Source organism: Paenalcaligenes hominis (assembly GCF_041359055.1).
GTDB classification, from domain to species: domain Bacteria; phylum Pseudomonadota; class Gammaproteobacteria; order Burkholderiales; family Burkholderiaceae_B; genus Paenalcaligenes; species Paenalcaligenes hominis_A.
Genome location: NZ_JBGJKZ010000004.1, coordinates 170,977 through 194,395, shown reverse-complemented (window position 1 = coordinate 194,395; position 23,419 = coordinate 170,977). Strand labels below are relative to the sequence as shown.

Sequence of the window (23,419 nt, the reverse complement as noted above, 5' to 3'; positions counted from 1 at the left end):
GCTTAGTTGCCCCTTTGAGTGCGGATATGGTTGATTGCAGAAAAAAGGTTGACGCAGCTGTGTAATAAACCACACACGGCAAACCACGGCAAAATGAGCCACACCCATGTTTTTTTAATTCCTAATGTCATGGTGGGCTCGTCATAAATAAAATTAAGCTGCCCTGCGGCAAAGGCGCTGATATCGCCGTGGTATTTCACTAATAGCGTTAAGGGTTCAAAGGCAATGTGCAGCAAATAAATAAACATCACAAAAAACACCACCAGACAAACATCCACTGTAAGTGTGAGGTAGCGTTGCAACGAGGGGCTGAGCCGATCTTTAAAGAGTGTAATAGCTATGGCGGATCGATAGTGGATACCGGCCGAGGCTGCAAATAAAGCCATCCATACCATCAGACTTACCGCAGCCTCATCAATCCAGTAAAGGGAATGGCTAGCTAAGCGAGTTAGTATATTTAAAAGCAGCAGGGCAAAAATAAGCCCTAAGCACAGAGCGGCGCTGTAGATTTCAAAAGTGGCTAGGGCTTGGCTAAAGCGCTGTAGACGATGGTGCGCATTAGAGCTAGGGGTAGGGCGATAAAAGTGTTGCATTTGCTAGGTTTCAGCACTTTTGTGCTGTGCCGCATTAAAAAAGCTGAGTATGACAATGATAATGATTACTATTAACGCTATTCTAATCTGTGCAGCTTGGTTTGCACAGGGCTAAAGCAAAATAAGAAAAATCAGACCAAAAACAAAGGCCGCGAAAAAGAAGCACAAAAGAAAAAAGGGCTTATGCGTTTTATTGCATAAACCCTTGATTTTCTTTGGGAATTCTTGGTCGGGGCGATAGGATTCGAACCTACGACCCTCTGGTCCCAAACCAGATGCGCTACCAGGCTGCGCTACGCCCCGAAAGATTTAACTATAGCACGTATCCTTTTTAAAAAGCAAGTTTATTTGCTAATAAAAGTAGTTAAGGTGTTAAAGCAATGCCGATCCGAACCTGAGACTGATTCGTTTTGTTGTAATGCAACAAGGTTTCCCCGTAGCCATTTAAATATTGTGCATACAAATACCCATTTAAATTCAATGGGGTACGTTTTAGGGGCCAGGCCACATCTAGCTGTTTAGTATGGCGACCGTGTTTGCCTTGTTGGTAGCTGCCCATCACACTAAGCCCGTTGGCTTGCTGCCAGCGCAGTCGCCAATTTACCGAACCCATGTAATCACTGTAGTCGGCATTATCAGCACTTACTCCCACATAACGCTTGAATCGAGGCATGAAGCGCAGTTGGCTGGCATTAGCAAAGGTGTAGCTGAGCTCGGGCTGTAAGTAAAAATCATTTAACGAGCGAGAGCTAGCGCCGCTTTTACCGTTGGACTCATGTTCTATACCCGCATTCAAGCCCAGGTAAAAAGGGGATTGGGCTGGTTGCCACATTTTCTCTTTGTACCAGAATAAACTAGGGTTGTAGGTGCTATCCACAAAAGGAAGGGAATCGCTGCCTAAATCCCAAAGTGAACGCTGAGTGTAGCCCAGATAGAAATGATGATAGAAACGACTGCTTTGTGCGGATTGGGGGCTAAGTAGTCGGTATTTAAAGCTAATTTGAAAACGAGCATGACTGTCGGGTCGAGTACCAAAAATAAAATACATGGGCTCGTAAACAGAAAGGGCGTTACGTACTTGCTCGAATGCAGTTAAGGAGCTTTCCGTACTCGGGGCTGCGGCTACTGTATTTATTGTAGCGTTTAGAGCACTAGTTGAGTGTGTAGGGGTTGTTGTGTTTGCCTGTGCAATAGTGGGGGATTTAAGCTCTAGCGCTAGCAACTGCGGCGAGCCTTCAATGGCTAGAGTATGAATACCCGTGGCTAAAGCAGGCACTTGGGTTTGCCACTCTGCTTTAGCAAAACCATTAATAGGTACAGATCTGGTGGGGTGATCTTGCGAAGGAGTGGCTATGCTTTGAATTGAGGTGCCATGTTCAGTATGCCAGCGCAGAAGTAGTTGTTGTGGTGGAGTCCACTCAGTGACTTCTGCTGTGTCATTGATATAAATAGCATGAATAGTGATGGGCTGATTGGGTTGGGCAATAGGAGGATCCACAGAAAAGCTGGTAGCCGCGCTCAACAAAGGTTGGTAGAGTAGTAGCCACACTAAAGAGATTAAGTAAAAAAAGCGGTAAATTACATGCATGATGGGTGCAATAAAAAAGCCAAAACAGCACTAATTTACCATTGAGTTGGTGCTTTTATGTGGTGCTCAACAATTGTTTACTATCATTCAGAGGGAGCAGTGATGATTCCTATACTTATGTACCACCAAATTGCAGTGCCGCCGCCAAAAGGCACGCGTTTGCGAGGCAGCACAGTGCATCCGGCGCGGTTCGCCAGACAAATGCAATGGCTCAAGCGCTTGGGTTACACGGGTTTGTCTTTGGCTGAGCTTGAGCCGTATGTGCTGGGCCAGAAAACAGGGCGCGTAGTGGGCATCACTTTTGATGATGGATATCAAAATGTACATGACAACGCATTACCTATACTTCAAGAACTAGGCTTTAGCTCAACGAATTTTATTGTCTCGGGGGAAATAGATGGGCAAAACACATGGGCACAAGGTGCAGGTAGTCCTCCGGCAAAGCTAATGTGTGAAAGCAGTATCTTGCAGTGGGTGGATGCCGGTCAAGAAATAGGCTCGCATACTGTGTCTCATGAGCGTCTTGCTGAGTTAGAACCAGATCAGGTATATGAGCAGCTGCAACGCTCCAAGTACGAGCTAGAGCGGCTTTTGCAGTCCGAGGTGCATTCCTTTTGTTACCCGTATGGCAGCTACAATGATGCCGCCAAAGCGCAGGTTGCGGCATTGGGCTATAAGCGCGCGGTAACCACAGAGCGAGGTTTAGCGCAGGCCCATGACGATATCCATGCTTTACCACGCGTTACGGTTTTGCGCTCTACCCATTTAATTCATTTTTTGCGAAAAATTCTAACGCAGTATGAAAATAAAAAACGGGCTGGTAAAGATTAGCGTATCAGGTATAATCTCTTTTTTTGCGCGTCTGTAGCTCAGTTGGATAGAGCACCCGCCTTCTAAGCGGGCGGTCACAGGTTCGAATCCTGTCAGACGCGCCACAATGCTATAAAGCACAATACGTTAATGTAAAATCAGCCCGCACCCATACTCGGTTAGCGGGTTTTTTGTTGTCTGTTGATGTACGCTAAGGTTAAGCGCTATATACCGTCACTGGTTGGTAATTAAGACGGTATCCCATAGTTTTGATAAAAGTCAAAAACTAAGCGCCGATTCCGTCAGACAAGCCAGATAGTAAGCCCTATAAGTTAACTGATGACACGACAAGCGCACCAAGATGCTACACGTGCATTGGCTGATGGCTTAGGCTCGATAGAGCAAAAGAAGCGCGAGGAGGGGCGTAAGACGTTTGAGTAAGTCGCGTTGTTATCGTTTGAGCGTTGGTAGTCTGATAAGTCAAAAAGCACCGCTAGGGAGGTGTGGCGTAGGCTAGGGGTAAGCGTACTTCCCTATCTTGGTCAGCTGCCACTAGATGCGCTTACAGTAGCTCAAGTGCGCGATTGTATAAAGCGAATCGAGGAACAGGGGGCGTCTGATATGGATAAACGTCAGTTACAGGGTTGTAATCAAATAGCCCATTTTGCTGTGGCGCATGATTATGCAGAGCGTAATCCCGTAAGTGACATATTCAAGTCAGTTAAAAACAAAACTATGTTCGTACTGATGCTAAAGAGCTGCCAGAGTTGCTAGTGGTTATTGATGGGTGCTAGGGACAAGAGCATACACGCCTGTCTTTACAGTTGATGAGTTTAACTTTTGTACGAACTTTACCGCATGGGGTACAGGGACGTATGACGGGCCACGGCTTTCGGGGTGTAGTGTCTATGGTCTTACATGGAAAAGGCTTTGCCTATGAGCATATAGAGCTACCTGTAGCTCACCAAGAGCGTGACGAAGTCAGTGCCTCGTACAACCATGAGCTATCCCTTGGGCCTAGAGAAAAGATGGTGCAGTGGTGGGGCGATTACTTAGATGGCTTACGTAAAGGCAATATTTTAAATTTTCCCGCCAAGAAAACGGGGTAACGGTTAAAGCGAGTGTCTACCCTGGCCGAGGGAAAAGTGGCACGTCCACCACCTGACACTAGCTACTGATTATTTGGACAGCTTGCTAAGACAGGTGAGCAATGAAAGCTAAGTATTACAAAATAGTAGGCAGTCTTACAGGGGCTGAGGCTCTTGACTACTTAAACTCTTTAACTGGAGCGGGATTAAGCCCAGAAGATTTTTTTCAATTAAAGCGCAAAGGTTTTTTGCCCAGTTATGTAGAGCTTGACGGGGCTTTTGCTAGAGAAAATAAAGAAAGGCCTTTATATGACGGCTTACTTGGTAGCTGCCCAGCTGATATTCAGGTATTAGGCTTGCAGCGTGTTTGTTCACATTTACATTTTTTTAGAGAAGGTGATGATGAGGGGCGTTACTTTTTTACTATGCCTGAAGGTCTTTTTCTTCGGGGGGCTGATTTCTCGATTTCCTTAGAGGGTGATGTAATTAGTAATGGCGTTGTTAGAGTTATGAGCAAGTGGCAGCTTTCATCTACTCATTTAGGAATTGGCGATTATGAGCTAGTATTTAACTCATTGGATATAGAAGATTTAGCCGCCAAAATGAATGAGGAGCCAGATCACCAAGCCTTGCAAGAAGAAAACCAACGTCTAAGTCAAGATATAACAGAGCTGAAAGCTACAGTGGAGCATTTAGAGATGGAAAATGGAGGTTTGCTACAAAAGGTGTCAGCTATTGAAAGAGCACACAATAGATTAGTGACTCAGTTAACTGATTTAGGGGAGCAGCATGACCTTTGTATGGTGTCTCTAGAGGGGGCTGATGAGAAAACAGAAGAGGCGTACAGAGACATAGAGCGCTTACGGGCTGAAAATAATATACTTAAAACTGAAAATTTTCAATTAAAAGCTGATGATGAAATAAACCCAAGAGAAAAAGAAACGCTATACAAGTTGATTGCTGGCATGGCGATAGATGGATACAGACATAACCCTGTAGGTAGAAGTGGCACTGTAAAAGAGGTTGAGGGGGCTTTGGCTACCCTCGGTATTCCGCTTGGTGAGCGTACAATTAGAAAGCACTTAAATGCTGCAATTGATTGCTTACCTACAAAATCAATATAGGCGTAGATCAAGATAAGAAGAAGACTGAGAGTTATTCACTAAGATTATGGGATGTTAACGCTGACGTTTAGCCCGACGGGGTGAAAAGGCGGAAGGTCCACCGCTCTGATGCTGGCTACTTGTTGAGTTGGACAATTTACTAGGGCAGGTGAGCTCATGAAAGGTAAGTTATATAGCCAGTTAGAGTTTTTAACGGCTGAGCAAGCAGTTAGTTATTTATGCTATTTAATAAATGTAAGTGGGACTGGTGCGGTTGATATTTTGGTTGATTATGCAAATCAAAATATTTTGGAGTTTTATTGTCTATTCCCTTCTAATTCCTTTATTACTTTGCTTGATAGAGCCTCGACAGAATATGATACAACAGAGCAAAGCTCTTTTTTTTCGCCTATCAAATACCAGTCTCACTCAAGAGGTCTGATTCTCAAAAAAGGGAAAAGTGAGATTTTTGCGTATATAAAAAGTATTTTTGAAGTGGTGGAGTTTGAAGGGGTAGGTACAGCTCACTATCTTGATGGAAGTGTAAAGATGGTGTACCCAGCAAAGACTTGGGTGACTGATGGGTATCTTTTACTGGGTGGTGAGGGCAGCTTTAGGGAAAATAGGAAGCAGGCTGCGAAAAGTGGGTTTATATTGAGTGTTAAGGTATATTTTTCAAAAAATGACGTTGACTCCTTAGCAGCACAGATAAATAGAGAGCCTGACACTCAAGCCCTACATAAAGAGATAGAAGCTCTTAAAGCCGAGGTAGAACGTCTACAGACTGAAAATAACGAGCTAAAGACAAGTGCTAGTGTTAGTGGGGAAATAAGCCCCAGAGAAAAAGATTCATTATATAAAATAATTACGGCTATGGCTGTAGATGGGTATGGACATAACCTAGAGGCAAGAAGAAATACAACAACAAAAGAGTTAGAGGGTGCTTTAGCTAAGCTTGGTATACCGCTTGCAGAGCGCACTATAAGAAATCACTTAAGTGCCGCTATAGATATTTTGCCTGCAAAGCTAATAAAGACGTAGGTCAATCGGCAGGTGCCGAATGGCAAATGGCACTTGCCGCACAAACAGGTTAGTAAAAAATAGACTGAGCTCATTATCTTTTAATAATGAGTGAGGTTCAGTTATGGCAATGAAAGCCTTTCAACGTATGCCTGCCGTACAAGAGCGTGTGGGTGGTATATCAAGAACAACCATTTACGGAAGGGTTAAAAAGGTTCAGTTCCCTAAGCCTGTAAAAATAGGTGGCCGTGTTATTGCATGGCTGATCAGTGACCGGAATCAGTGGGCCGAAGATCCGAAAGCGTGGCAAGAGCAAAGTGAGGTGGTGCAATGACGATAAATAAAAACGTCCCCACCATAAAAAGCAATGAGGGTGCACCAAAACCTACTAAGCCCAGCCAGAACAGCACGGTTATACAGCTTAAAATAAATAATCAAGCCGAGTTACGGGCGCTTAGTGCGCTTGTAGCAGCACGGGAGAGGGCTGTGAGCCGTAAGGATCTAGATAAAGCTTGTGGTGCGGCTAACAGTCCTGAAATAGTCCGTAGACTTCGGGTTAAGGGCTTTGATATTCATTGTGAGATGCGTAGGACTCGTAACCGCTTTGGTGAGAGTGTACAGGCGGGGTATTACACGTTGTCGGGCTTTGGCGGAGATGATTTCCACCGCTTAGGTTGGGGAGCGTAATTATGGTTCTTGCTAATCTAGTTAATCCTGCTCATGACTTCAGTGCAGCTCAAATAAAAGCTGTCGGGTTTGGCGATCTGTGTAAATAGGGAGGACGCACTGATTCCAAGAAATCTGGCGATTTTTTGCGTCTGTATTATGCCTTTAGTACATTTCTATGGGCGAGTAACGGTGAGCGTACCTACGGGTACGCTGGTTTCCCTTTTTACCAGTTTTCCAACCTCACTATACGCCCGCTCACCCAGGGGAAAATACATCCCCTCTTCCCTTTGGCTGCCCGTAAAGCTGTCCGTCAGGGTTTTGTCGGTATCTCTACGCAATTCTTTACCATATGCCCCCGAGAATAGTGCGACGGCTTATCTAATCTTCATGCTCGAGGTATTGCGTTTGATGATGTCTTTGTTCGTGAGGTTGACAATTTAATCATTGGTGGGAAGCGTGCAAATACCTAAGCAGCAATTGCAGCTATTAAATCAAAGTATTGATTTGGATAATGTAGCCTATGAGGGCTTAGAGCATATTGCCGCCAAGCCTTACAGATAAAAGAGGTGATTTTTTCTTTGAAAATAATCTCTAGAATAACCATTTGTATCGATATAGACCCAATAAAAATAATATAAGCCACTCATAATCCTAAGTAATACAACGGTACAAAGTAACTGCATTGATGAAATAGAGGGCTAGGACTGTAAACGGTTTTTTCTATTAGTTGTATTCTTTTAGTTTAATAATTGATTAAATCATGATATTGATATTTGTTTTTAATAGGTCTTTAGGTGGTATAGAGATATGACCATTTATTTAAATTGATTTTATAAGAAGTAATTTTATGGATAATATTCAGCAAGTTCTTGAAGAAGCTAAAAAATGCCAGCATGAGTATATGAGTGAGTTAACAACGAGAGGAGGAGACGTATATAGTGACAACATAGCAGCTAGAGCAGTGGTTAGTTCGATCCCTTATATAGGAAGTGTGGTTGATGCTCTTTTTTCGGGTAGGGCACAAAAAAGGCAAAAGGAAAGAGTAAGTGAGGCTATAAACCTTTTAAGGGAAAAATTACAAAAAAGATCTGGATTACCAGAGTGTAAGTCTAGTGAGGAGTTTGATGATTTTTTAATATCTTTTTTTGAAAAAATGGTCAGATCTAGAGAATATGAAAAAATTCAAGCGTTAACAGATATTGTAGTTAATCAAGTTATTAAACAGGATTCATGGAGTAAGGCTGAGGCTATGTTGCGATTGGTGGGAAGGCTAGAGGCATTGCATATATCTGTTTTAAAATGGGCTGTAGATATTGATAAAGATCAAGAGGAGCTGGAGATATTATTTACAGTTAAATATACAGGGGAAAATAAATATACGTTGGTGGATAGATTCAAAGAGGATGAGAGTGTTTTAATTTTAATATGCTCGGAGTTAGTAGCCGCAGGATTGTTTTTAGACGCTGGAGCAGGACGTTTGAGTACTGGGGCTATGGAGATGTTTAAGATAACACCTTTAGCGAAAGAACTTATTACTTGGATTTCTGACGAGCCTCTTTCTTAGTGTGTTTATAACTTAATACATCCCCCCAATATACTTTTAGGTGCGAGAAATAGCACTCAAACCGTAATGCCAAAACAACCTTATGTAACTGTTAGTATCTGTAATCAGGGGTATGTAGATGTGCCGTAATCATGTCTGCAGTTCTTTGTAGGGATGTACTCCCATAGAGCCTGATATTGGGGAGGGTTGCTTCAAGATTACCGCAAGGCTATAGCAAAGATGGGTTTGATAAAATCTGAGGTTGCTGTAACAGTTGCGTAAGGCTTTGATAAGTCGGTCCCTAGTGTGGGTAAATAGTCGACGTATGGAAGTTGGTTAGATTTAGGAAAAATATGCGACAGCAATACCATTTTAGGAAAATTGATGGGCATCTCTATATTTGGGATGTGAATAAAATCATTAAAAGTCTAGAGGGTAAGAAGCCTAGAAAGGTAGCCATAGCAGCAATAAAAGAACTGGATGAGGCGTATTGGTTTGAAAAAGGGGCCTTGGTCACAGGTCGTGATTTCATTCATCACATGAGGCTAGTTAATGAGGCCAGTTTGAGTTATCCCATCATCTTGTGTTCTGAGGGGCGCTTGATTGATGGAATGCATAGGGTGATTAAGGCCGCATTACTAAATCAAGAGAGTATTTATGCTGTTCAGCTAGATTCACCCTTAGCTCCTGATTATGTAGACGTTGACCCCGACACGTTGCCATACGATGATGACTAAGGGATAGGTCTGATATGGGGAGCTAAGGGCTTATAGGTTTTAGTGTGAATACCGTCAGATCTAAGACGCCTTTTTTAAGCCGTTTTTTGTTGTTTTTTCTAGCCCGCCAAAGCGTTCATAAAAATAACGGTCAGCTTCTGGGGCATTTTCATCCTCAGTACGCAACGTAGCTAATATATGTGCCTGAGACCCAGCCAACAGGTGTTGATACACTTGATGGCAAATTTCATACGCTTTTTTTCCGCTCCAGCTTTTGGGTAGTAGTTCTAAAGGTAGCTGAGGATCGTGCAGTTGTGCGCGTCGGTATTCATGAATTAATAACGTGCGCATTACAAAAGCCAGCTCAGCAGAAAGCATAGGCTGAGTGCGTAAATGAGCGAGCACAGGAGCAAAACGTTCGATAAAGCGAGAATACCGTTGACTGACCTCGTCGAGCTGCCAGCACTCTGCAATGAGACTGGCTAGTGTTTTGCTATTGCTTAGCTCAGTGTTTTTTTGTTGCACTACATAAACGGATTGCGTGCAGTGGCTTTCTTCGATAAGCGCATTTAAGGCATTTAGGTCGGGGCTGGGGTGTATAAACGCAAACGGTGACAAGGCACCGAAGCCTTCCCAAAGCAAGGCTTTACGTAAATCAGCCCGTTGTTTGGTGCTAATGCTAGCAGAAAGAAAAAAAACTTGAGTCCATGCGCCATCCCAAGTGAGATCGCTGGGGGTGTAGATACGCTGATGTGCTTTTTGAAAGCGTTGTGAGGCTTGGGGGCGCAGTGTGTACATGCTACGCCGACCCTCGCGTTGAGCGCTAAGCCATCCCTCTTCCGCAAGACGATAAACACTGGTGCGGACTAGGCGGTCGTTAATACCAAAGGGTGCTAAAAGACGGATTAGGCTGCCTAACCATAGGGCTCCCCCATGGGGGCGAATCACATCCCCAAAAAGAGTCATTACTAAAGATTTGGTGCGAGGTGGGTGCTCGGCTAGGTAAGTCTCACTCCACGATTTTAAAAAGCAATCAGACATGGTTTACTTCTCGTCATTGTTATTTGCCCATATACTACACAATTTTGCTTGGGCTAGGTAAAGATGTATCGTTTTCACCTAGAGATAGGGGCTAGCTAACCAAATAAGACGATTCAAAAGGCGCTGTTTAAATGGTATTTGCTTTAATTGCTTGAGGGTTAAAGCATCGGCGTGTTGAATTTCAAGATCAATAGCATCTTGAATTTTTTGTGCCGTATCTAGACAGTAAATTTCAACATCTAACTCAAAGTTAAGTCGTAAACTACGCGGGTCTAGGTTAGACGAACCTACATAACTCCATTGGCCGTCAATGGTTAAGAGCTTAGAGTGATTAAAGCTTCCAGTTGCTAACCAAACATGGGCTCCGGCAGAGATAACTTGGTCAATTTGAGCCAACATAGCGCGGCTTACTAATTGCAAGTTGTTCTTTTTTGGAATCACAATATCAACGCGTACACCACGTCTTGCCGCAGTGTTAATAGCACCAAGTAAAACCTGGTCAGGCAGAAAATACGGGGATTGAATGCGAATATGTTGTTGGGCAATAGCGAAAGCGCCTAATAGCATGGAATGGGTGCTGGCAATAAAGCTGTCAGGCCCAGAGCGTATGCAGCGTGCAGGCACATGGGGCAGGGGGGCATCACATGAGTCTTGACGCCAGAACTCGTAGTTGAGTTCTTCTTTGGTGGTGAACTCCCAGTCATGAACAAAGGCAGAAATGAGTTGGGCCGCGATAGGTCCTTGTAATTTGAAGTGGGTGTCTAACGCTGGCTCGGGCGTGTATTCACTATAAAAACCCTCACGAATATTCATGCCGCCAGTAAAAGCCACAAGGCCATCCACAATTAATACTTTACGGTGACTACGTAGATTGGCGTAAGGGCGTTTTAAAAAACTCAGAGGCAACAGTGGAATAGACATAAATAAAGCACATGGGATGCTTTTTTTACGTAAAACGCGGTGAATGGGGTGACGGGAGTATTGCACCCCAATGGCATCAATTAAGACGCGAATTTGTACGCCGCGTTGTTGAGCTTGCTCTAAGGCCTCCACAAACTGCGTGCCAAGACGGTCGTTATCAAAAATATAGCTTTGAAGAGCAATAGAATGCGTGGCGGTATTGATGGCCTCAAGCATGGCGGGGTAGGTTTGGTCACCGCCTTTTAAAAGTTGTACATGATTGCCGCCACGTAATTGAAAGCGGCTAATATCATCGCCTAAGGTTTTAAGAGATTGAAACTGGGGACCGAATTCATCACTAAGCTCGGTAATAGGGGATGCGTTATAGCGAATGTATTCTTTAATATGGCTATCACGTAGGCTAGTAAGCTGAGTTTGGCGTACACGATTGATGCCGGCAATCAGGTACAAAATAGACCCTGCATAAGGAGACAATAGAATAACCCCAACCCAGCCAATGGCAGCGCGTACTTCGGTCTTATTCATAGCAGCATGAATGGCGGTAGGGATGCTAATTACCAAACTGAGGACTAAGGTGATATGAGGCCAATACTCAACCCAAATGCCGTAGATCTGTTGTGATAAAGGAGCCATGTAAAGTAAGAATTCCTTATGTGGGTTAAGGGCGAGTGCGTAATGAGTTGAGCCAGTTTGGATTGGGGCTGCCATGGCAAGCAAATTGTTGATGCCTTGAATTTGAACGCCAAACACCACCGCCAATACTGGGCTCTGGGCACACGCTGTACCAATACCAGTCACCATTTTCATCTTGGGCGCACCAATTAAAGTGAGCCGGAGCCTGGTCCCAATGAGGGGGAAAGGAGCAAGTTGTAGTCATTGTGTAGAGTTAGAGGGGCAAACAGCCACTACTATACGTGTAAATGACGCAGAAATGAAAAAAGCCCGCATAATAAATTATACGGGCTTTGAATCTGGGGTGACCGACGGGGCTCGAACCCGCGACAACCGGAATCACAATCCGGGACTCTACCAACTGAGCTACGGTCACCATCATTTGTAGCCGCGCTATAAGGCGCTTGCTGCAAAGAAATATAACTATAACATAAAAAATAAAAAAGTACACCCATTTTGAATTTTGCTAAGCTTATGATTGATAGGTGCTGTCTCGTAGTCATTATTACAGCCCTAAGAGACAAGGATCTATCAGCAGTACGTCATTTTTATTGGATCAAAATGAGGAAAGACTATGGCTCAACTTTTTGAAGTACATCCGCAGAATCCACAGCCACGACTATTAGCACAAGCTGCTGATTTATTAGCCAAAGGAGGTTTAGTGGCTGTGCCTACTGACTCAAGTTATGCGGTAGTGGCCCGATTAGATGATCGCTCGGCTGCTGAAGCCTTACGTCGTTTGCGTGGTTTGGATGAAAGACACAACTTAACGTTGCTGTGCCGCGATTTGGCGGAAATCAGTACGTTTGCGCGTGTGGATAATAGTCAATATCGCTTGCTTAAACTTGCAACTCCTGGGCCGTGGACCTTTATTTTAGAAGCCACTAAAGAAGTGCCTCGTCGTGTATCCCATCCGTCACGTAAAACCATTGGGATTCGGGTGCCTCAAAATACCGTGTTATTAAGTTTAATTGAGCAAGTAGGCTCGCCATTACTTTCTACTACGCTTATTCCTGAAGGTGAAACCGAGGCGCTTAACGAGGCAGAAGAGATTGTAGAGCGCTATAAATACGATCTAGAGGCAGTGATTGATGGGGGGCCATGTCCTGCCGACTTCACGACGGTGATTGATTTAAGTAGTGGGCAACCTGAAGTGTTGCGTCGTGGATTAGGTGACCCACAAAAACTTGGCTTAGAGTAAACTGCAAGCTCTTCATTTAAGCTCTGGTCAATAGACTAGGGATCATAGGAAATCGACGCGTTATGGAAAGTTTAATACAGACAATTGCGGTATATGCCCTACCTGTCTTATTCGGAATTACTTTGCACGAGGCTGCTCATGGTTATGTGGCCCGTTATTTTGGTGATCCGACTGCTGACGAGGCTGGGCGTATTAGTCTGAACCCAACGCGTCACATTGACCCCATAGGAACCATCGTTGTTCCTTTGTTTTTACTCATTTCAACCAAGCTGTTGGGTGGAGCGGGGCTATTATTTGGTTGGGCTAAGCCTGTTCCTGTCAATTGGTCTCGTCTACGCAATCCTAAAAAAGATATTTTATGGGTAGCGTTAGCGGGGCCAGCTTCAAATTTATTGATGGGTATAGTCTGGGCAATTGCATTGCGCATGCAGGTTTCGTTTGGCATGGACCCAAGCGATTTTTGGGCTCGTATGGCTATTGCAGGCGTTCAAGTTAATTTGGTTTTAATGGCGTTAAATTTAGTGCCTCTGCCGCCATTAGACGGGGGGCGTATTATGTATAGCCTATTGCCTCAAACCTATGCCAACCAGTATGCGCGTCTTGAGCCATACGGTATGTTGATACTTATTGTATTGATGTTTACTGGGGTGCTCTGGGTCATTTTGCAACCTTTTTTGACGTTTGGGCAGACCATTATTCGTTTGTTCTTATGAGTTTTGGCTTGAATCCGGTAAACTTAGAAGATACTTTGTTTGTTATTTTTGGCTTTAGCTCGTCTTATCCAGGAGACTTTTTCTATTATGGCTAGTTCGGATACTGCAACCCCTATTTTTCAAGGCAGCATGGTTGCCCTTGTCACGCCAATGCTTCCTGACGGAAGTCTGGATTTGGACGCTTACCGAAAACTGATCGATTGGCATGTGGCCGAGGGCACAGATGCGCTTGTGGTAGTGGGTACCACAGGCGAATCCCCTACAGTTGATATGACCGAGCACGCCGAGCTTATTCAGCTTGCTGTAGAACACGCAGCGGGTCGTATTCCTGTTATTGCAGGGGTGGGTGGCAACTCAACGGCCGAGGCCATCGAGTTAGCAACACATGCTCACGAAGTAGGTGCACAAGCGGGCTTATCCGTTGTACCGTATTACAACAAACCCACCCAAGAAGGCCTCTACCAGCATTTCAAGAAAATTGTTGAAACTGTCGAATTACCTACTTTTCTTTATAATGTGCCAGGTCGAAGTGTGGCAGACATGTCTAACGAGACGGTGCTGCGTTTAGCCCAAGTCCCCAATATTATCGGGGTAAAAGACGCAACGGGCGATATAGGTCGCTTGGCGCAGCTGCTGCGCGATAAACCAGACGAATTTATTGTGTTAAGCGGCGATGATGCCACTGCTGCTGCTCTAATATTACTAGGTGGTAAAGGTAATATTTCGGTCACCGCCAACGTGGCACCTCGACTGATGAAGCAGTTATGTCAGGCAGCGCTTGACGGCGATTTGGCTACAGTACGCCAAGTCAATGGTCAGTTAGCTGATTTAAATAAAATGTTGTTCATCGAGGCCAATCCTATTCCTGTTAAATGGGCTTTAGCAGAAATGGGCTTAATTCAATTAGGCTATCGTTTACCTATGACACCATTAGCAACGCAGCATCATGCAGGGCTGCGTGAATTACTAATTAAAGCAGGGTTAATCGCATGAAAATCACCCCAAAACCAACTCCTTGGTTTGCTGTAACAGGTTTAAGCCTTGTGCTTCTAAGCGGTTGCTCCGCCTTAGATGAATTCACTGGCAAGCAGGAAAGTGTTAATTACAAAAGTACGGTTTCAGGGGATCCTCTCAGCATCCCGCCTGATCTAACCCAAGCTAACCGTGATGCTCGCTTCCAAGCTCCTGCGCGTGGTGCCATGAGCTATAGCCAGTATGCCGAAGCACAATCCGAAACCAGTACAGCGACTCAAGGTTCGAACGTTTTACCTAGTGCTGATGGCATTCAGGTTAAACGCGATGGCGAGTTACGGTGGTTGGTCGTGGATCAGCCCGCCGAGGTGATTTACCCACGCGTTATCGAGTTTTGGAATGAACAAGGTTTTACTGTTCAGTCTGACGATCCACGTGCTGGCTTGATTGCCACAGATTGGGCTGAAAACCGCTCAAAAATTCCCGATAGCTGGATTCGGTCCTTATTGGGGTCTGTTATTGACCAAGTATTCGATAGCGGAGAGCGAGAGCGGTTCCGTACCCGTTTAGAGCGTGTTGATAACAAAACCGAGGTCTACATCAGCCATCAGCATATGTATGAAACCCCCACCACAGACGGGGCTGCGTTTAAATGGGTGCATGGCAAAGAAGACCAAGGTCTAAATGCTGTTATGCTTGCGCGCTTAATGGTGTATTTAGGCACCGATCTTGAGCAAGCTCAGGCGCAGGTCAAAGCAGCCGAAGCCAATGATACCGAGCCATTGGTTCAGGTACAAGACACATCTAACAACCGCCAGCTAACCTTAAATGAAGGCTTTGATCGCGCTTGGCGTCGTGTGGGTGTAGCCATTGACTCAGCTGGGTTCTCTGTAGAGGATCGTGATCGTAGCGCGGGCGAATACTACATTCGTTATTTAGATGCGGATAGCGGTGAAAAAATCGAACAGCCCAATATTATTGGCCGTTTGTTCCGTGCTCGTAATACTGCTGAAGCACAACGCTTACGTATTCGCGTACAGGCTCAGGGTGCATCCAGTACTCTGGTTCAAGTAGTTGATGAACAAGGTCAAGTGCTTAATACCGCTACAGCGGGACGTATAATTAATGTACTGTCTAACCATATGGCTCCGTAGCTTTATGTGACTGATACTAAAAGGCCCTGCACTATGCAGGGCCTTTTTTGTAGACAAACAAAGGATTGTTGTTAATAATAATGATTCTCATTTAGTGATTTTGGAGTCTACCATGTCATCAGATCGTCTTACTGTATCTCCACTAGCACCACAGAAAACCTATCGTTTTGAGCCGACTTGGTGGCACATAGGGCTTAGTGCCACTGCTATCTTTGTTTTGCCCTTGGCCTTGGCGGCATTGTTGATTTAGTTTTTCTGGGGCAGGTAGGTGGTTTGCCATTGATAAAGTAAATCTAATGCTGCGCGTGGGCTAAGCTCATCCAGTTTTGCCTGCTCAAGCTGTTGTTGTAGGTCAAGGGCTAACTCTTGATCTGGACTAAGGGTTGGTGCAGAAGTAGCCCCCGAAGCAAACAAATTCAACTGTGGCGCTGGGGTATGCAATTGTTCTAAACGCGCCAGCTCTGCAGTTGCGTTTTGAATAACAGAGGCCGGAATACCGGCACGTTGTGCCACTTGAATTCCATAACTACGACTCGCTGGCCCAGGGCGTACCTCATGTAAAAATGCAATACCGTCTTTGGTTTCGGCCGCAGCTAAATGCACATTGATGGCTCCGGTTTGCTCATCAGCTAAACGGGTTAGCTCAAAATAATGTGTGGCAAACAGTGTCAGGCTGCGGTTATGTTGCAATAAACGTAAGGCTATGGCCCAAGCTAAAGATAATCCGTCATAGGTCGATGTGCCGCGCCCGATTTCATCCATTAGCACCAAGCTATTTGCTGTAGCTCCGGCTAATATGGCAGCTGCTTCTGTCATTTCCATCATAAATGTAGAGCGACCACCTGCTAAATCGTCCGCTGCACCAATGCGAGTAAATATTCTGTCTAGTGGCCCCACCGTAGCCGCTTCAGCTGGTACATAGCTGCCTGTACGGGCTAACAAAGCAATCAGTGCGGTTTGACGCATGTAGGTGGATTTACCCCCCATATTGGGGCCAGTAATCATCAACAGACGTTGCGACACACTTAGGTCACAACTGTTCGCCGTGAATTGCTCTATGGTGTGCTCAACCACAGGATGGCGGCCTAAGCGAATTAGAATCTCGGCTTGTTCGCTTAATACGGGTGCGACCCAATGGTTATCCAAAGCATGGCGCGCAAAACTAGCTAAAGTATCAATTTCAGCTAGCGCAGCAGCCACGGCAGAAAGAGAGGCGGCATATAATGCTAATTTGCTTAAAAGCGAATCAAACAGGACTTTTTCACGGTTTAGACTGCGCTCTTTAGCCGATAGCACCTTGTCTTCCCACTCTTTGAGCTCGGGTGTAATAAAGCGTTCTGCATTTTTTAATGTTTGACGACGACGGTATTCTGTGGGTACCTTATCGGCCTGAGCACGGCTGACTTCAATAAAAAAACCATGGACGCGGTTGTATTCCACCTTTAATGTGCTGATTCCTGTGCGCTCACGCTCGCGGGCTTCGATTTTAAGTAAAAAATCACCACTGTCATTAGCCAGAGAGCGTAGCTCATCAAGCTCTGCATCAAAGCCATCACTAATCACTCCACCGTCGCGAATGAGTAAAGCAGGCTCGTTAGCAATCGCCTGCTGCAGTAAGTTTAAGAGCTCAGGCGAGAGACGTTGAATAGTTTCAAGCCAATTATCTAGAGCGTGGCTGTCTTGGTTTGTTTCAACAAGCGTGGCTTGTACTGCAGGAAGCTGCTGCAAGGCATCGCGTAAACTAGCTAACTCGCGGGGGCGCACCGTGCCTAATGCAATACGGGTAGCAATACGTTCTAGGTCAGGAAAGCGTTGTAAGTTTTTTTGTAATGCACGCAGTGGTGAATGAAGCGGATTGTGCTGCTCTTTTTGTACAAATTGGGTAACGATGCGTTGGCGCTGTAGGATGGTGGGGTTGTGACGTAAAGGCTGATGTAACCAACGGCGCAATAAGCGCGCACCCATTGGGGTGGCACAATGGTCAATGGTGCTAAATAAAGTAGGTTTGGTTTCGCCGCTAATGGTTTCGGTTAGTTCTAGGTTTTTGCGAGTTACACCATCAAGCACTACAAACTCACCCAATTGCTCTATATGAATCGTTTGAATATGGGCTAACTGCTGGGCTTGGGTATGTTTGACGTAACGTAATAACGCGCCTGCCGCATAGGTGGCTAAAGGTAGTTCATCCAGACCAAACCCTGCCATGCTGTCCACATTAAAATGTTCAAGCAGCACCTGTAACGCGTTGTCTGCAGCAAAATGCCAGTTGGGCAAGGCTACTTGGCTTTGTGCCTCAGGATAAAAGAGTGTGTGTTGTTCTGCATGCAAAAGCTCGGCAGGTTGTAAGCGACTAAGCTGAGTATCAAGTAATCGACTTTCACACTCATACACCTGAAATTGCCCACTAGCTAGATTCATCCATGCGATCCCCAATGTTTGGGGGGCGTCGACAGAGTCAGGTAAAACAGCGGCGATGATGCGATCCGACTTGGCAGGCAACAGCGCATCGTCCGTTAATGTCCCTGGCGTAACAATACGCACAATTTGACGCTCTACTGGCCCTTTGCTTGTGGCAGGATCGCCGATTTGTTCACAAATAGCTATGGATTCCCCCAGAGCAACTAAGCGTGCTAAATAGCCTTCAAGTGAATGAAACGGAACGCCTGCCATGGGGATGGGTTCGCCATTAGAGCTGCCGCGCTTAGTGAGGGTGAGATTAAGCAAGCGAGCCCCTTTTTCTGCATCTTCATAAAATAACTCGTAAAAATCCCCCATTCGGTAAAACAGTAAGTACGACTTGGCTTGGGCTTTAAGCTGTAAATACTGGCGCATCATGGGGGTGTGGTGTGAGTAATCAGTTTGGGTCATAGATCTCGTTGCTTGTGAGCCGTCTGCGGCTTAGAAAGTACAGTTAGTTGCAAGGCTCTATTGTAGCCATTGATTGAATTCTTCTACTAGGTAGTCGTGGTCTTAACGAGGACTAATAGATTAAGTCGCTAGTCGTTAAGGGTATTGAATTTGATGAAAAGCGCGACAAATTACGTATTTTTGGGGCTGTAGAGCGCGCAAAAATATACTTGAGTATAGAAATAGCACGCTAAGAGATACTAGGCATAGACCCAACGCAATGCAATAATACTACGTCTAAGCAGCAGCTCTTTTGTTTGAGCCACGAGCTGATGTTTTGCTATTAAGACCCATCTATATAAGGTTAATTATGGACCCGGATTCGAGTTGGCCTACGGCCACAATTATTCAAATTAAGACGCTGGCAAGCAGCGTACTCAAGCGTATTTAACGTCGACGAATCCTTTGGTTCCACACCATAAGCTCGGTAGGCGTTTTAACGCCATGGAGAGTGTTATGGTTTTTGTTTTCTTGTCTTTTCTGGCTTGCGTATTTTACAGCGCGCCACGATGCCTCTATTTATCCTCTGAGTATTTACTGCGACCCAGGTTGCCATAGCTTAGCGCTGTTAGCTTTGCTTCAACCAATGCGTGTTTAGGCGCTGCTTTGGCCTAGGCTAGGTTGCGTCTGTTTGACTGAAAACAGAGGATATCCATGAAGAAATATTTACGATCACAGCGGTTTTATACCAAAGCTTCATATGCAAAGCATTGGTGTCAAAGGCTTGTGCCAACGATAGTGCTATCTAAACCGTATTTGGTTTTAGCTAATTTGCCTGCTCAGCATGATGACTTAATGATTAGGAGATAATACGATGACAACTCAACAACTACTCCAAAGCTCCGCTCAACACCTCAATATCAAGCATACGCATGAGCAAATGTATCCTACACAAAGTGTAGGTGCGGTAATGAGTGCCTCTTTTATGACTTTAAAAGCAGACATCAGTGTAAAAGACGCGTTGAATCAAATTCGCTTGGATGCCCCAGTCAAAGACACTATTTATTTCGCTTATGTTTTGGATGAACGTGGAGGCTTGCGAGGTACGGTGTCATTGCGGGATTTAATTTTGGCCCAACCAGACACACAAATTGTAGATCTGATGACGACTCAAGTCGTAAGTTGTTCTGTCTTTGATGAGGCAGCAGAGGCGGCCCGTTTAATTTCAGCCTATGATTTATTGGCAGTCCCGGTGTTAGACCGCCACCAACGTATGATTGGTATCGTAACCTATGATGAGGCCTTAGATGTAACGGAGGAGGAGTCCACCGAAGATCAACTCAAATTGGGTGGGGTGGGTAAGCTAGTGGGATCCATTAAGGACTCGACCATTTCACGTTTATATAAAATGCGTGTAGGGTGGTTGGTTTTGTTGGTCTTTGGTAATGTGTTTTCAGGGGCTGGTATTGCTTATTTTGAAGACCTGATTGCCAGTATGGTGGCTTTGGTCTTTTTTCTGCCATTGTTGGTAGACAGTGGGGGTAATGCTGGCTCTCAAAGCGCAACCTTAGTAGTACGTGCCTTAGCAACGGGCGAAGTTAAACGGCGCGACTGGCTTCAAATGTTAGGCAAAGAGTGCACTGTTGCATTGCTTTTAGGCTTGACCATGGCGGCTGCGGTTGCTTCAATTGGTTGGTGGCGTGGTGGGCCAGAAATTGCCGCTGTAGTCGCAGCCACAATGGTTTTGATTGTCTTGGTCGGTAGTGTAATTGGTCTACTTTTGCCTTTTCTATTTAATCGATTGAATTTAGATCCGGCAGCGGCCAGTGCGCCTCTTATTACGTCTATTTGTGATGCGGCAGGGGTGCTAATTTACTTTAGTATTGCCGATGCGTTTTTAGTTATACCGGCCTAACAGTGGTGGTAAATGCGTTTAAAGGAAACCCTATGCGTGTTTGGCAGACCCTGCCTCCAGTCGTGCGTTATGGTATTTTGTGTGTGGTTTTAGCTGGCTTATTTATTGCTGATACACGGACTGATTATGAGGTAGCAGTTGCGGTGTTTTATATTTTAGTCATTATTACAACCTCACACGGGGCCAGCCAGCGTCACATTATTAGTCTGGCGGCAGTGTGCATCGTTTTGACAAGCTTGAGCTTTGCGTTGACCCCTCATGGTGATTTGCATGGGGGGCTCATTAATTTAAGCATTAGCTTGGCTACCATTGCCATCACCAGCTACCTCATAATTCAAATAGAAAAAGCGCGCCAAGCCGCGCTTCAAGCCCAAAATCAGCTTTTGCGTTTAGCGCGTGTACAAAGTTTAGAGGGCCTGACCTCCTCGATTGCGCACGAGGTGAACCAACCGCTAGCCGCTTTAATAACCAGTGGTCATGCGTCCCAACGCTGGTTAGCACAGCACCCGCCTCAGGTTGATAAGGCACAGCAAGCGTTACAACGCCTGCTTGATAGTGCTGAACGCGCTAGCAACATCATTAAACGGGTGCAAAATCTTATTAAATCCGAGCCAGCGCATAAGCAGCGTTTTGATATTCATCATGCTCTAGAGGAAATCGTGGCTTTGTCCGCAGCAGAGCTCAGACACCAAGGCGTTGAAGTGCAATATGACTTTAATGCACAGCATTCTGATGTATGGGCCGATCGTGTACAAATTCAGCAAGTGATTGCTAATCTCATCGTCAATGCTTTAGATGCGATGCAAGACAGTCCAATAAAAAAGCTAGTTTTGCGTACACGGGCACAAAAAAATGCGATTCAAGTAGAGATCTATGATACGGGGCCAGGAATCGATCAGCCTGAAGCCATTTTTGAAGCATTTTGGACCACTAAGGATCAAGGGGTAGGAGTTGGGCTCAGTATGAGTCGATCTATTGTAGAAAGTAATGGGGGCACTATTTGGGTGCATGATCCTGATCATAGTGGCGCGTGCGTGTGTTTTACCGTGCCCCAACTGCGTACTGAATCATTAAGGTGAAGGATGACACAAACACAATGGGTTTATGTGGTAGATGACGATGAATCAGTACGGCTAGCAATCGAGGATTTATTGGCCTCGGTAGGTTTAGCGGTGCAGGGGTTTGCCTCCGTTCACAGTTTTCTACAGCATTCGCGCCCGGCTGTTCCTAGCTGCTTATTGTTAGATGTACGTATGCCAGGTCAAAGTGGTATGGATTTTCATCGTCAAATGCAAGAGTTGGGTATAGCATTGCCTGTGATTTTTATGACGGGGCATGGCGATATAGAAATGGGTGTTCAAGCCATGAAACAGGGGGCCGTAGATTTTTTCACCAAACCATTTCGAGATCATGATGTGCTAGAGGCCATCTATCAGGCGCTTGAGCATGATGCCATTCGCTTAAAGCAAGAGCATGAGCGTGATCAGTTAGTGCAGCGTTGGCAAAGCCTAACAGTGGCCGAGCAGTATGTGTTGCGTCAAGTCGTTGCAGGCCTATTAAATAAGCAAATTGCTGCTGAATTAGGATTAAGTGAAATAACAGTCAAGGTGCGCCGAGCCAGTGCCATGCGTAAACTGAATTTAAACCATATAGTGGATTTAGTTCAGTTTATGCACGCTCTGGATAATGAAGCTAAGCCATAATTAAAAGGTTGGGTTAGCAGGTTTAAGATGAGGGTGAGCCTGCGCTATTAGTGCATAGGACTCGAGTCGGGCCGCATGGTCGTACATATTGCTGGTGATCATCAGTTCGTCTGCCCCCGTTTTATCAATAAATGCTTGAGTTTGCTTAGTGATAGTTTCTAGCGAACCAATAGCAGCGCAATTTAACGCATGATCCATAACAGCTTGTCCGAGCGGCCCACTACGTTCTATGTAGTTCGCTACAGGGGGTGGTAACTGAATGGGTTTGCCTTGGCGCAAACTAACAAATGATTGCTGCCAAGACGAAGCTAAGTACTGGGCTTTGCTATCGGTTTCGGCTGCAAATACATTAAAACCAAGCATCACATACGGTTTTTCTAAGTAGGAAGAAGGCTTGAAGTGGGCACGGTACACCGCAATGGCGTCCATCATCTGAGCCGGCGCAAAATGCGAGGCAAACGCATAGGGCAAGCCTAGCATTGCTGCTAATTGAGCCCCAAATAAACTGGATCCGAGAATCCATACTGGCACATTACTGCCGCGGCCTGGTACAGCAGGAATGGGTTGTTCTGGTTGGTCAGATAAGTAGTCAAGCAGCTCGAGTACATCGCGCGGGAATTCATTAGGGTCTGAGCTAAGGTTGCGACGTAGCGCCTGTGCTGTGCGTTGATCGGAACCGGGGGCACGACCTAAGCCTAAATCGATACGTTTAGGGAAAAGCGCCTCTAGTGTGCCAAATTGCTCTGCAATAACTAAGGGGGAGTGATTTGGTAGCATAATCCCCCCTGCACCGACGCGAATGCGTTGTGTGTGGTTAGCAAGGTGGGCAATCAACACAGAAGTCGCTGCGCTAGCAATACCCACCATGCCATGATGTTCGGCAAGCCAGTAGCGTGTGAATTGCGCCTGATCGGCTTGTTGAGCCAGGCTGACACTATTTTTAAATGACTCAGAGGCCGTGCTGCCTTGGGTAATTGGTGCTAAGTCCAAAACAGATAAGGGGTACAACGTAGACATAAAACGCATCCTTTGGCGAGTAGACGAAAAAAGGGATGGCCCTGTAATCAATTAAGGTTAACAAAAAAGGGGAAGGCTGCGAACTCTTTTTAAAATCGTTATTATGTGGGAGTTCATTTTAACTAGGAGAGAA

21 protein-coding genes, 3 tRNA genes and 1 pseudogene are annotated in these 23,419 nt (G+C 45.3%); 17 read left to right on the top strand and 8 right to left on the bottom strand.

The genetic code is table 11. The annotated features are described in order from the left end of the window. Positions 1 to 2: 2 nt before the first annotated feature. The 3 genes from ACBP46_RS10820 to ACBP46_RS10810 form a co-directional block, all read right to left on the bottom strand. A complete protein-coding gene (locus tag ACBP46_RS10820) occupies positions 3 to 593 on the bottom strand; it encodes a TRAP transporter small permease (protein WP_371016749.1) in 591 nt (196 codons plus the stop codon). Positions 594 to 819: 226 nt separating this feature from the next. After that, positions 820 to 896 (bottom strand) — tRNA-Pro (locus tag ACBP46_RS10815). Positions 897 to 957: 61 nt separating this feature from the next. Next, the gene (locus ACBP46_RS10810; protein WP_371016748.1) at positions 958 to 2,181 is read right to left on the bottom strand and encodes a phospholipase A; all 1,224 of its coding nucleotides are present in this window, start codon (positions 2,179 to 2,181) and stop codon (positions 958 to 960) included. A 99-nt stretch (positions 2,182 to 2,280) separates the two neighbouring features. Here ACBP46_RS10810 and ACBP46_RS10805 point away from each other — a divergent pair, with 99 nt between their 5' ends. The 9 genes and pseudogenes from ACBP46_RS10805 (at position 2,281) to ACBP46_RS10765 (ending at position 9,151) form a co-directional block, all read left to right on the top strand. Further along, positions 2,281 to 3,012 carry a polysaccharide deacetylase family protein gene (locus ACBP46_RS10805; RefSeq protein WP_371016795.1) on the top strand — a complete coding sequence of 244 codons (732 nt, stop codon included), beginning with the start codon at positions 2,281 to 2,283 and terminating at the stop codon, positions 3,010 to 3,012. A 27-nt stretch (positions 3,013 to 3,039) separates the two neighbouring features. After that, a tRNA-Arg gene (locus tag ACBP46_RS10800) sits at positions 3,040 to 3,116 on the top strand. A gap of 367 nt (positions 3,117 to 3,483) precedes the next feature. After that, positions 3,484 to 3,765, top strand: a pseudogene (locus ACBP46_RS10795) (phage integrase central domain-containing protein); the annotation flags it as partial. A gap of 53 nt (positions 3,766 to 3,818) precedes the next feature. Further along, positions 3,819 to 4,100, top strand: a complete 282-nt coding sequence (locus tag ACBP46_RS10790; RefSeq protein ID WP_371016747.1) for a hypothetical protein — start codon at positions 3,819 to 3,821, stop codon at positions 4,098 to 4,100. Between the two features lie 101 nt (positions 4,101 to 4,201). Beyond that, positions 4,202 to 5,203: a hypothetical protein gene (locus ACBP46_RS10785; protein ID WP_371016746.1), complete on the top strand. Its 1,002-nt coding sequence runs from the start codon at positions 4,202 to 4,204 to the stop codon at positions 5,201 to 5,203. 156 nt (positions 5,204 to 5,359) lie between these two features. Beyond that, positions 5,360 to 6,223, top strand: coding sequence for a hypothetical protein (locus tag ACBP46_RS10780; protein WP_371016745.1), 864 nt, complete (start codon positions 5,360 to 5,362; stop codon positions 6,221 to 6,223). A 103-nt stretch (positions 6,224 to 6,326) separates the two neighbouring features. Next, positions 6,327 to 6,536 (top strand): helix-turn-helix transcriptional regulator, encoded by a 210-nt coding sequence (locus tag ACBP46_RS10775; RefSeq protein ID WP_371016744.1) that lies wholly within the window; start codon positions 6,327 to 6,329, stop codon positions 6,534 to 6,536. Positions 6,537 to 7,718: 1,182 nt separating this feature from the next. Beyond that, positions 7,719 to 8,435: a hypothetical protein gene (locus ACBP46_RS10770; RefSeq protein ID WP_371016743.1), complete on the top strand. Its 717-nt coding sequence runs from the start codon at positions 7,719 to 7,721 to the stop codon at positions 8,433 to 8,435. A 332-nt stretch (positions 8,436 to 8,767) separates the two neighbouring features. After that, positions 8,768 to 9,151, top strand: a complete 384-nt coding sequence (locus ACBP46_RS10765) for a hypothetical protein (protein WP_371016742.1) — start codon at positions 8,768 to 8,770, stop codon at positions 9,149 to 9,151. A gap of 60 nt (positions 9,152 to 9,211) precedes the next feature. Here the strand turns inward: ACBP46_RS10765 and paaX are convergent, their stop codons facing one another. The 3 genes from paaX to ACBP46_RS10750 all read right to left on the bottom strand — a co-directional run bounded on the left by paaX (position 9,212) and on the right by ACBP46_RS10750 (position 12,140). Next, positions 9,212 to 10,171 carry a phenylacetic acid degradation operon negative regulatory protein PaaX gene (gene paaX / locus ACBP46_RS10760; protein ID WP_371016741.1) on the bottom strand — a complete coding sequence of 320 codons (960 nt, stop codon included), beginning with the start codon at positions 10,169 to 10,171 and terminating at the stop codon, positions 9,212 to 9,214. A 78-nt stretch (positions 10,172 to 10,249) separates the two neighbouring features. Further along, positions 10,250 to 11,725, bottom strand: a complete 1,476-nt coding sequence (locus ACBP46_RS10755) for a phospholipase D-like domain-containing protein (RefSeq protein WP_371016794.1) — start codon at positions 11,723 to 11,725, stop codon at positions 10,250 to 10,252. A gap of 339 nt (positions 11,726 to 12,064) precedes the next feature. Continuing rightward, positions 12,065 to 12,140 (bottom strand) — tRNA-His (locus ACBP46_RS10750). A gap of 198 nt (positions 12,141 to 12,338) precedes the next feature. Between ACBP46_RS10750 and ACBP46_RS10745 the strand changes: the two genes are divergently transcribed. The 5 genes from ACBP46_RS10745 to ACBP46_RS10725 all read left to right on the top strand — a co-directional run bounded on the left by ACBP46_RS10745 (position 12,339) and on the right by ACBP46_RS10725 (position 16,054). After that, positions 12,339 to 12,965 (top strand): L-threonylcarbamoyladenylate synthase, encoded by a 627-nt coding sequence (locus tag ACBP46_RS10745; RefSeq protein WP_371016740.1) that lies wholly within the window; start codon positions 12,339 to 12,341, stop codon positions 12,963 to 12,965. Positions 12,966 to 13,027: 62 nt separating this feature from the next. After that, complete coding sequence (locus tag ACBP46_RS10740) at positions 13,028 to 13,678, top strand: site-2 protease family protein (protein WP_371016739.1); 651 nt, start codon at positions 13,028 to 13,030, stop codon at positions 13,676 to 13,678. Between the two features lie 87 nt (positions 13,679 to 13,765). Beyond that, on the top strand, positions 13,766 to 14,671 hold the full coding sequence (dapA, locus tag ACBP46_RS10735) for a 4-hydroxy-tetrahydrodipicolinate synthase (protein ID WP_371016738.1): 906 nt from the start codon (positions 13,766 to 13,768) through the stop codon (positions 14,669 to 14,671). Further along, positions 14,668 to 15,804, top strand: coding sequence for an outer membrane protein assembly factor BamC (gene bamC / locus ACBP46_RS10730; RefSeq protein WP_371016737.1), 1,137 nt, complete (start codon positions 14,668 to 14,670; stop codon positions 15,802 to 15,804). Before dapA ends, bamC begins: the two co-directional genes overlap by 4 nt. Before the next feature lie 112 nt (positions 15,805 to 15,916). Next, complete coding sequence (locus ACBP46_RS10725; RefSeq protein WP_371016736.1) at positions 15,917 to 16,054, top strand: hypothetical protein; 138 nt, start codon at positions 15,917 to 15,919, stop codon at positions 16,052 to 16,054. Here the strand turns inward: ACBP46_RS10725 and mutS are convergent. Next, positions 16,051 to 18,672, bottom strand: coding sequence for a DNA mismatch repair protein MutS (gene mutS, locus ACBP46_RS10720; RefSeq protein WP_371016735.1), 2,622 nt, complete (start codon positions 18,670 to 18,672; stop codon positions 16,051 to 16,053). The genes ACBP46_RS10725 and mutS overlap by 4 nt on opposite strands. An 853-nt stretch (positions 18,673 to 19,525) precedes the next feature. Between mutS and mgtE the strand changes: the two genes are divergently transcribed. The 3 genes from mgtE to ACBP46_RS10705 are packed head-to-tail and all read left to right on the top strand — an operon-like array spanning position 19,526 to position 22,269. Beyond that, positions 19,526 to 20,566: a magnesium transporter gene (mgtE, locus tag ACBP46_RS10715; RefSeq protein ID WP_371016734.1), complete on the top strand. Its 1,041-nt coding sequence runs from the start codon at positions 19,526 to 19,528 to the stop codon at positions 20,564 to 20,566. A gap of 32 nt (positions 20,567 to 20,598) precedes the next feature. After that, positions 20,599 to 21,645, top strand: a complete 1,047-nt coding sequence (locus ACBP46_RS10710) for a sensor histidine kinase (protein ID WP_371016733.1) — start codon at positions 20,599 to 20,601, stop codon at positions 21,643 to 21,645. Positions 21,646 to 21,648: 3 nt separating this feature from the next. Then, complete coding sequence (locus ACBP46_RS10705) at positions 21,649 to 22,269, top strand: response regulator transcription factor (RefSeq protein WP_371016732.1); 621 nt, start codon at positions 21,649 to 21,651, stop codon at positions 22,267 to 22,269. On the opposite strand, the gene ACBP46_RS10700 is transcribed toward ACBP46_RS10705, so the two are convergent. After that, entirely contained in the window at positions 22,270 to 23,286 is a 1,017-nt protein-coding gene (locus ACBP46_RS10700; protein ID WP_371016731.1) for an LLM class flavin-dependent oxidoreductase, read from the bottom strand. Between the last annotated feature and the right edge of the window lie 133 nt (positions 23,287 to 23,419).

What these genes read in the sequence shown, in the direction of transcription:
- ACBP46_RS10820 (WP_371016749.1), bottom strand. Translation starts at nt 593, where the DNA reads ATGCAACACTTTTATCGCCCTACCCCTAGCTCTAATGCGCACCATCGT.
- ACBP46_RS10810 (WP_371016748.1), bottom strand. Translation starts at nt 2,181, where the DNA reads ATGCATGTAATTTACCGCTTTTTTTACTTAATCTCTTTAGTGTGGCTA.
- ACBP46_RS10790 (WP_371016747.1), top strand. Translation starts at nt 3,819, where the DNA reads ATGAGTTTAACTTTTGTACGAACTTTACCGCATGGGGTACAGGGACGT.
- ACBP46_RS10785 (WP_371016746.1), top strand. Translation starts at nt 4,202, where the DNA reads ATGAAAGCTAAGTATTACAAAATAGTAGGCAGTCTTACAGGGGCTGAG.
- ACBP46_RS10780 (WP_371016745.1), top strand. Translation starts at nt 5,360, where the DNA reads ATGAAAGGTAAGTTATATAGCCAGTTAGAGTTTTTAACGGCTGAGCAA.
- ACBP46_RS10775 (WP_371016744.1), top strand. Translation starts at nt 6,327, where the DNA reads ATGGCAATGAAAGCCTTTCAACGTATGCCTGCCGTACAAGAGCGTGTG.
- ACBP46_RS10770 (WP_371016743.1), top strand. Translation starts at nt 7,719, where the DNA reads ATGGATAATATTCAGCAAGTTCTTGAAGAAGCTAAAAAATGCCAGCAT.
- ACBP46_RS10765 (WP_371016742.1), top strand. Translation starts at nt 8,768, where the DNA reads ATGCGACAGCAATACCATTTTAGGAAAATTGATGGGCATCTCTATATT.
- paaX (WP_371016741.1), bottom strand. Translation starts at nt 10,171, where the DNA reads ATGTCTGATTGCTTTTTAAAATCGTGGAGTGAGACTTACCTAGCCGAG.
- ACBP46_RS10755 (WP_371016794.1), bottom strand. Translation starts at nt 11,725, where the DNA reads ATGGCTCCTTTATCACAACAGATCTACGGCATTTGGGTTGAGTATTGG.
- ACBP46_RS10745 (WP_371016740.1), top strand. Translation starts at nt 12,339, where the DNA reads ATGGCTCAACTTTTTGAAGTACATCCGCAGAATCCACAGCCACGACTA.
- ACBP46_RS10740 (WP_371016739.1), top strand. Translation starts at nt 13,028, where the DNA reads ATGGAAAGTTTAATACAGACAATTGCGGTATATGCCCTACCTGTCTTA.
- dapA (WP_371016738.1), top strand. Translation starts at nt 13,766, where the DNA reads ATGGCTAGTTCGGATACTGCAACCCCTATTTTTCAAGGCAGCATGGTT.
- bamC (WP_371016737.1), top strand. Translation starts at nt 14,668, where the DNA reads ATGAAAATCACCCCAAAACCAACTCCTTGGTTTGCTGTAACAGGTTTA.
- ACBP46_RS10725 (WP_371016736.1), top strand. Translation starts at nt 15,917, where the DNA reads ATGTCATCAGATCGTCTTACTGTATCTCCACTAGCACCACAGAAAACC.
- mutS (WP_371016735.1), bottom strand. Translation starts at nt 18,672, where the DNA reads ATGACCCAAACTGATTACTCACACCACACCCCCATGATGCGCCAGTAT.
- mgtE (WP_371016734.1), top strand. Translation starts at nt 19,526, where the DNA reads ATGACAACTCAACAACTACTCCAAAGCTCCGCTCAACACCTCAATATC.
- ACBP46_RS10710 (WP_371016733.1), top strand. Translation starts at nt 20,599, where the DNA reads ATGCGTGTTTGGCAGACCCTGCCTCCAGTCGTGCGTTATGGTATTTTG.
- ACBP46_RS10705 (WP_371016732.1), top strand. Translation starts at nt 21,649, where the DNA reads ATGACACAAACACAATGGGTTTATGTGGTAGATGACGATGAATCAGTA.
- ACBP46_RS10700 (WP_371016731.1), bottom strand. Translation starts at nt 23,286, where the DNA reads ATGTCTACGTTGTACCCCTTATCTGTTTTGGACTTAGCACCAATTACC.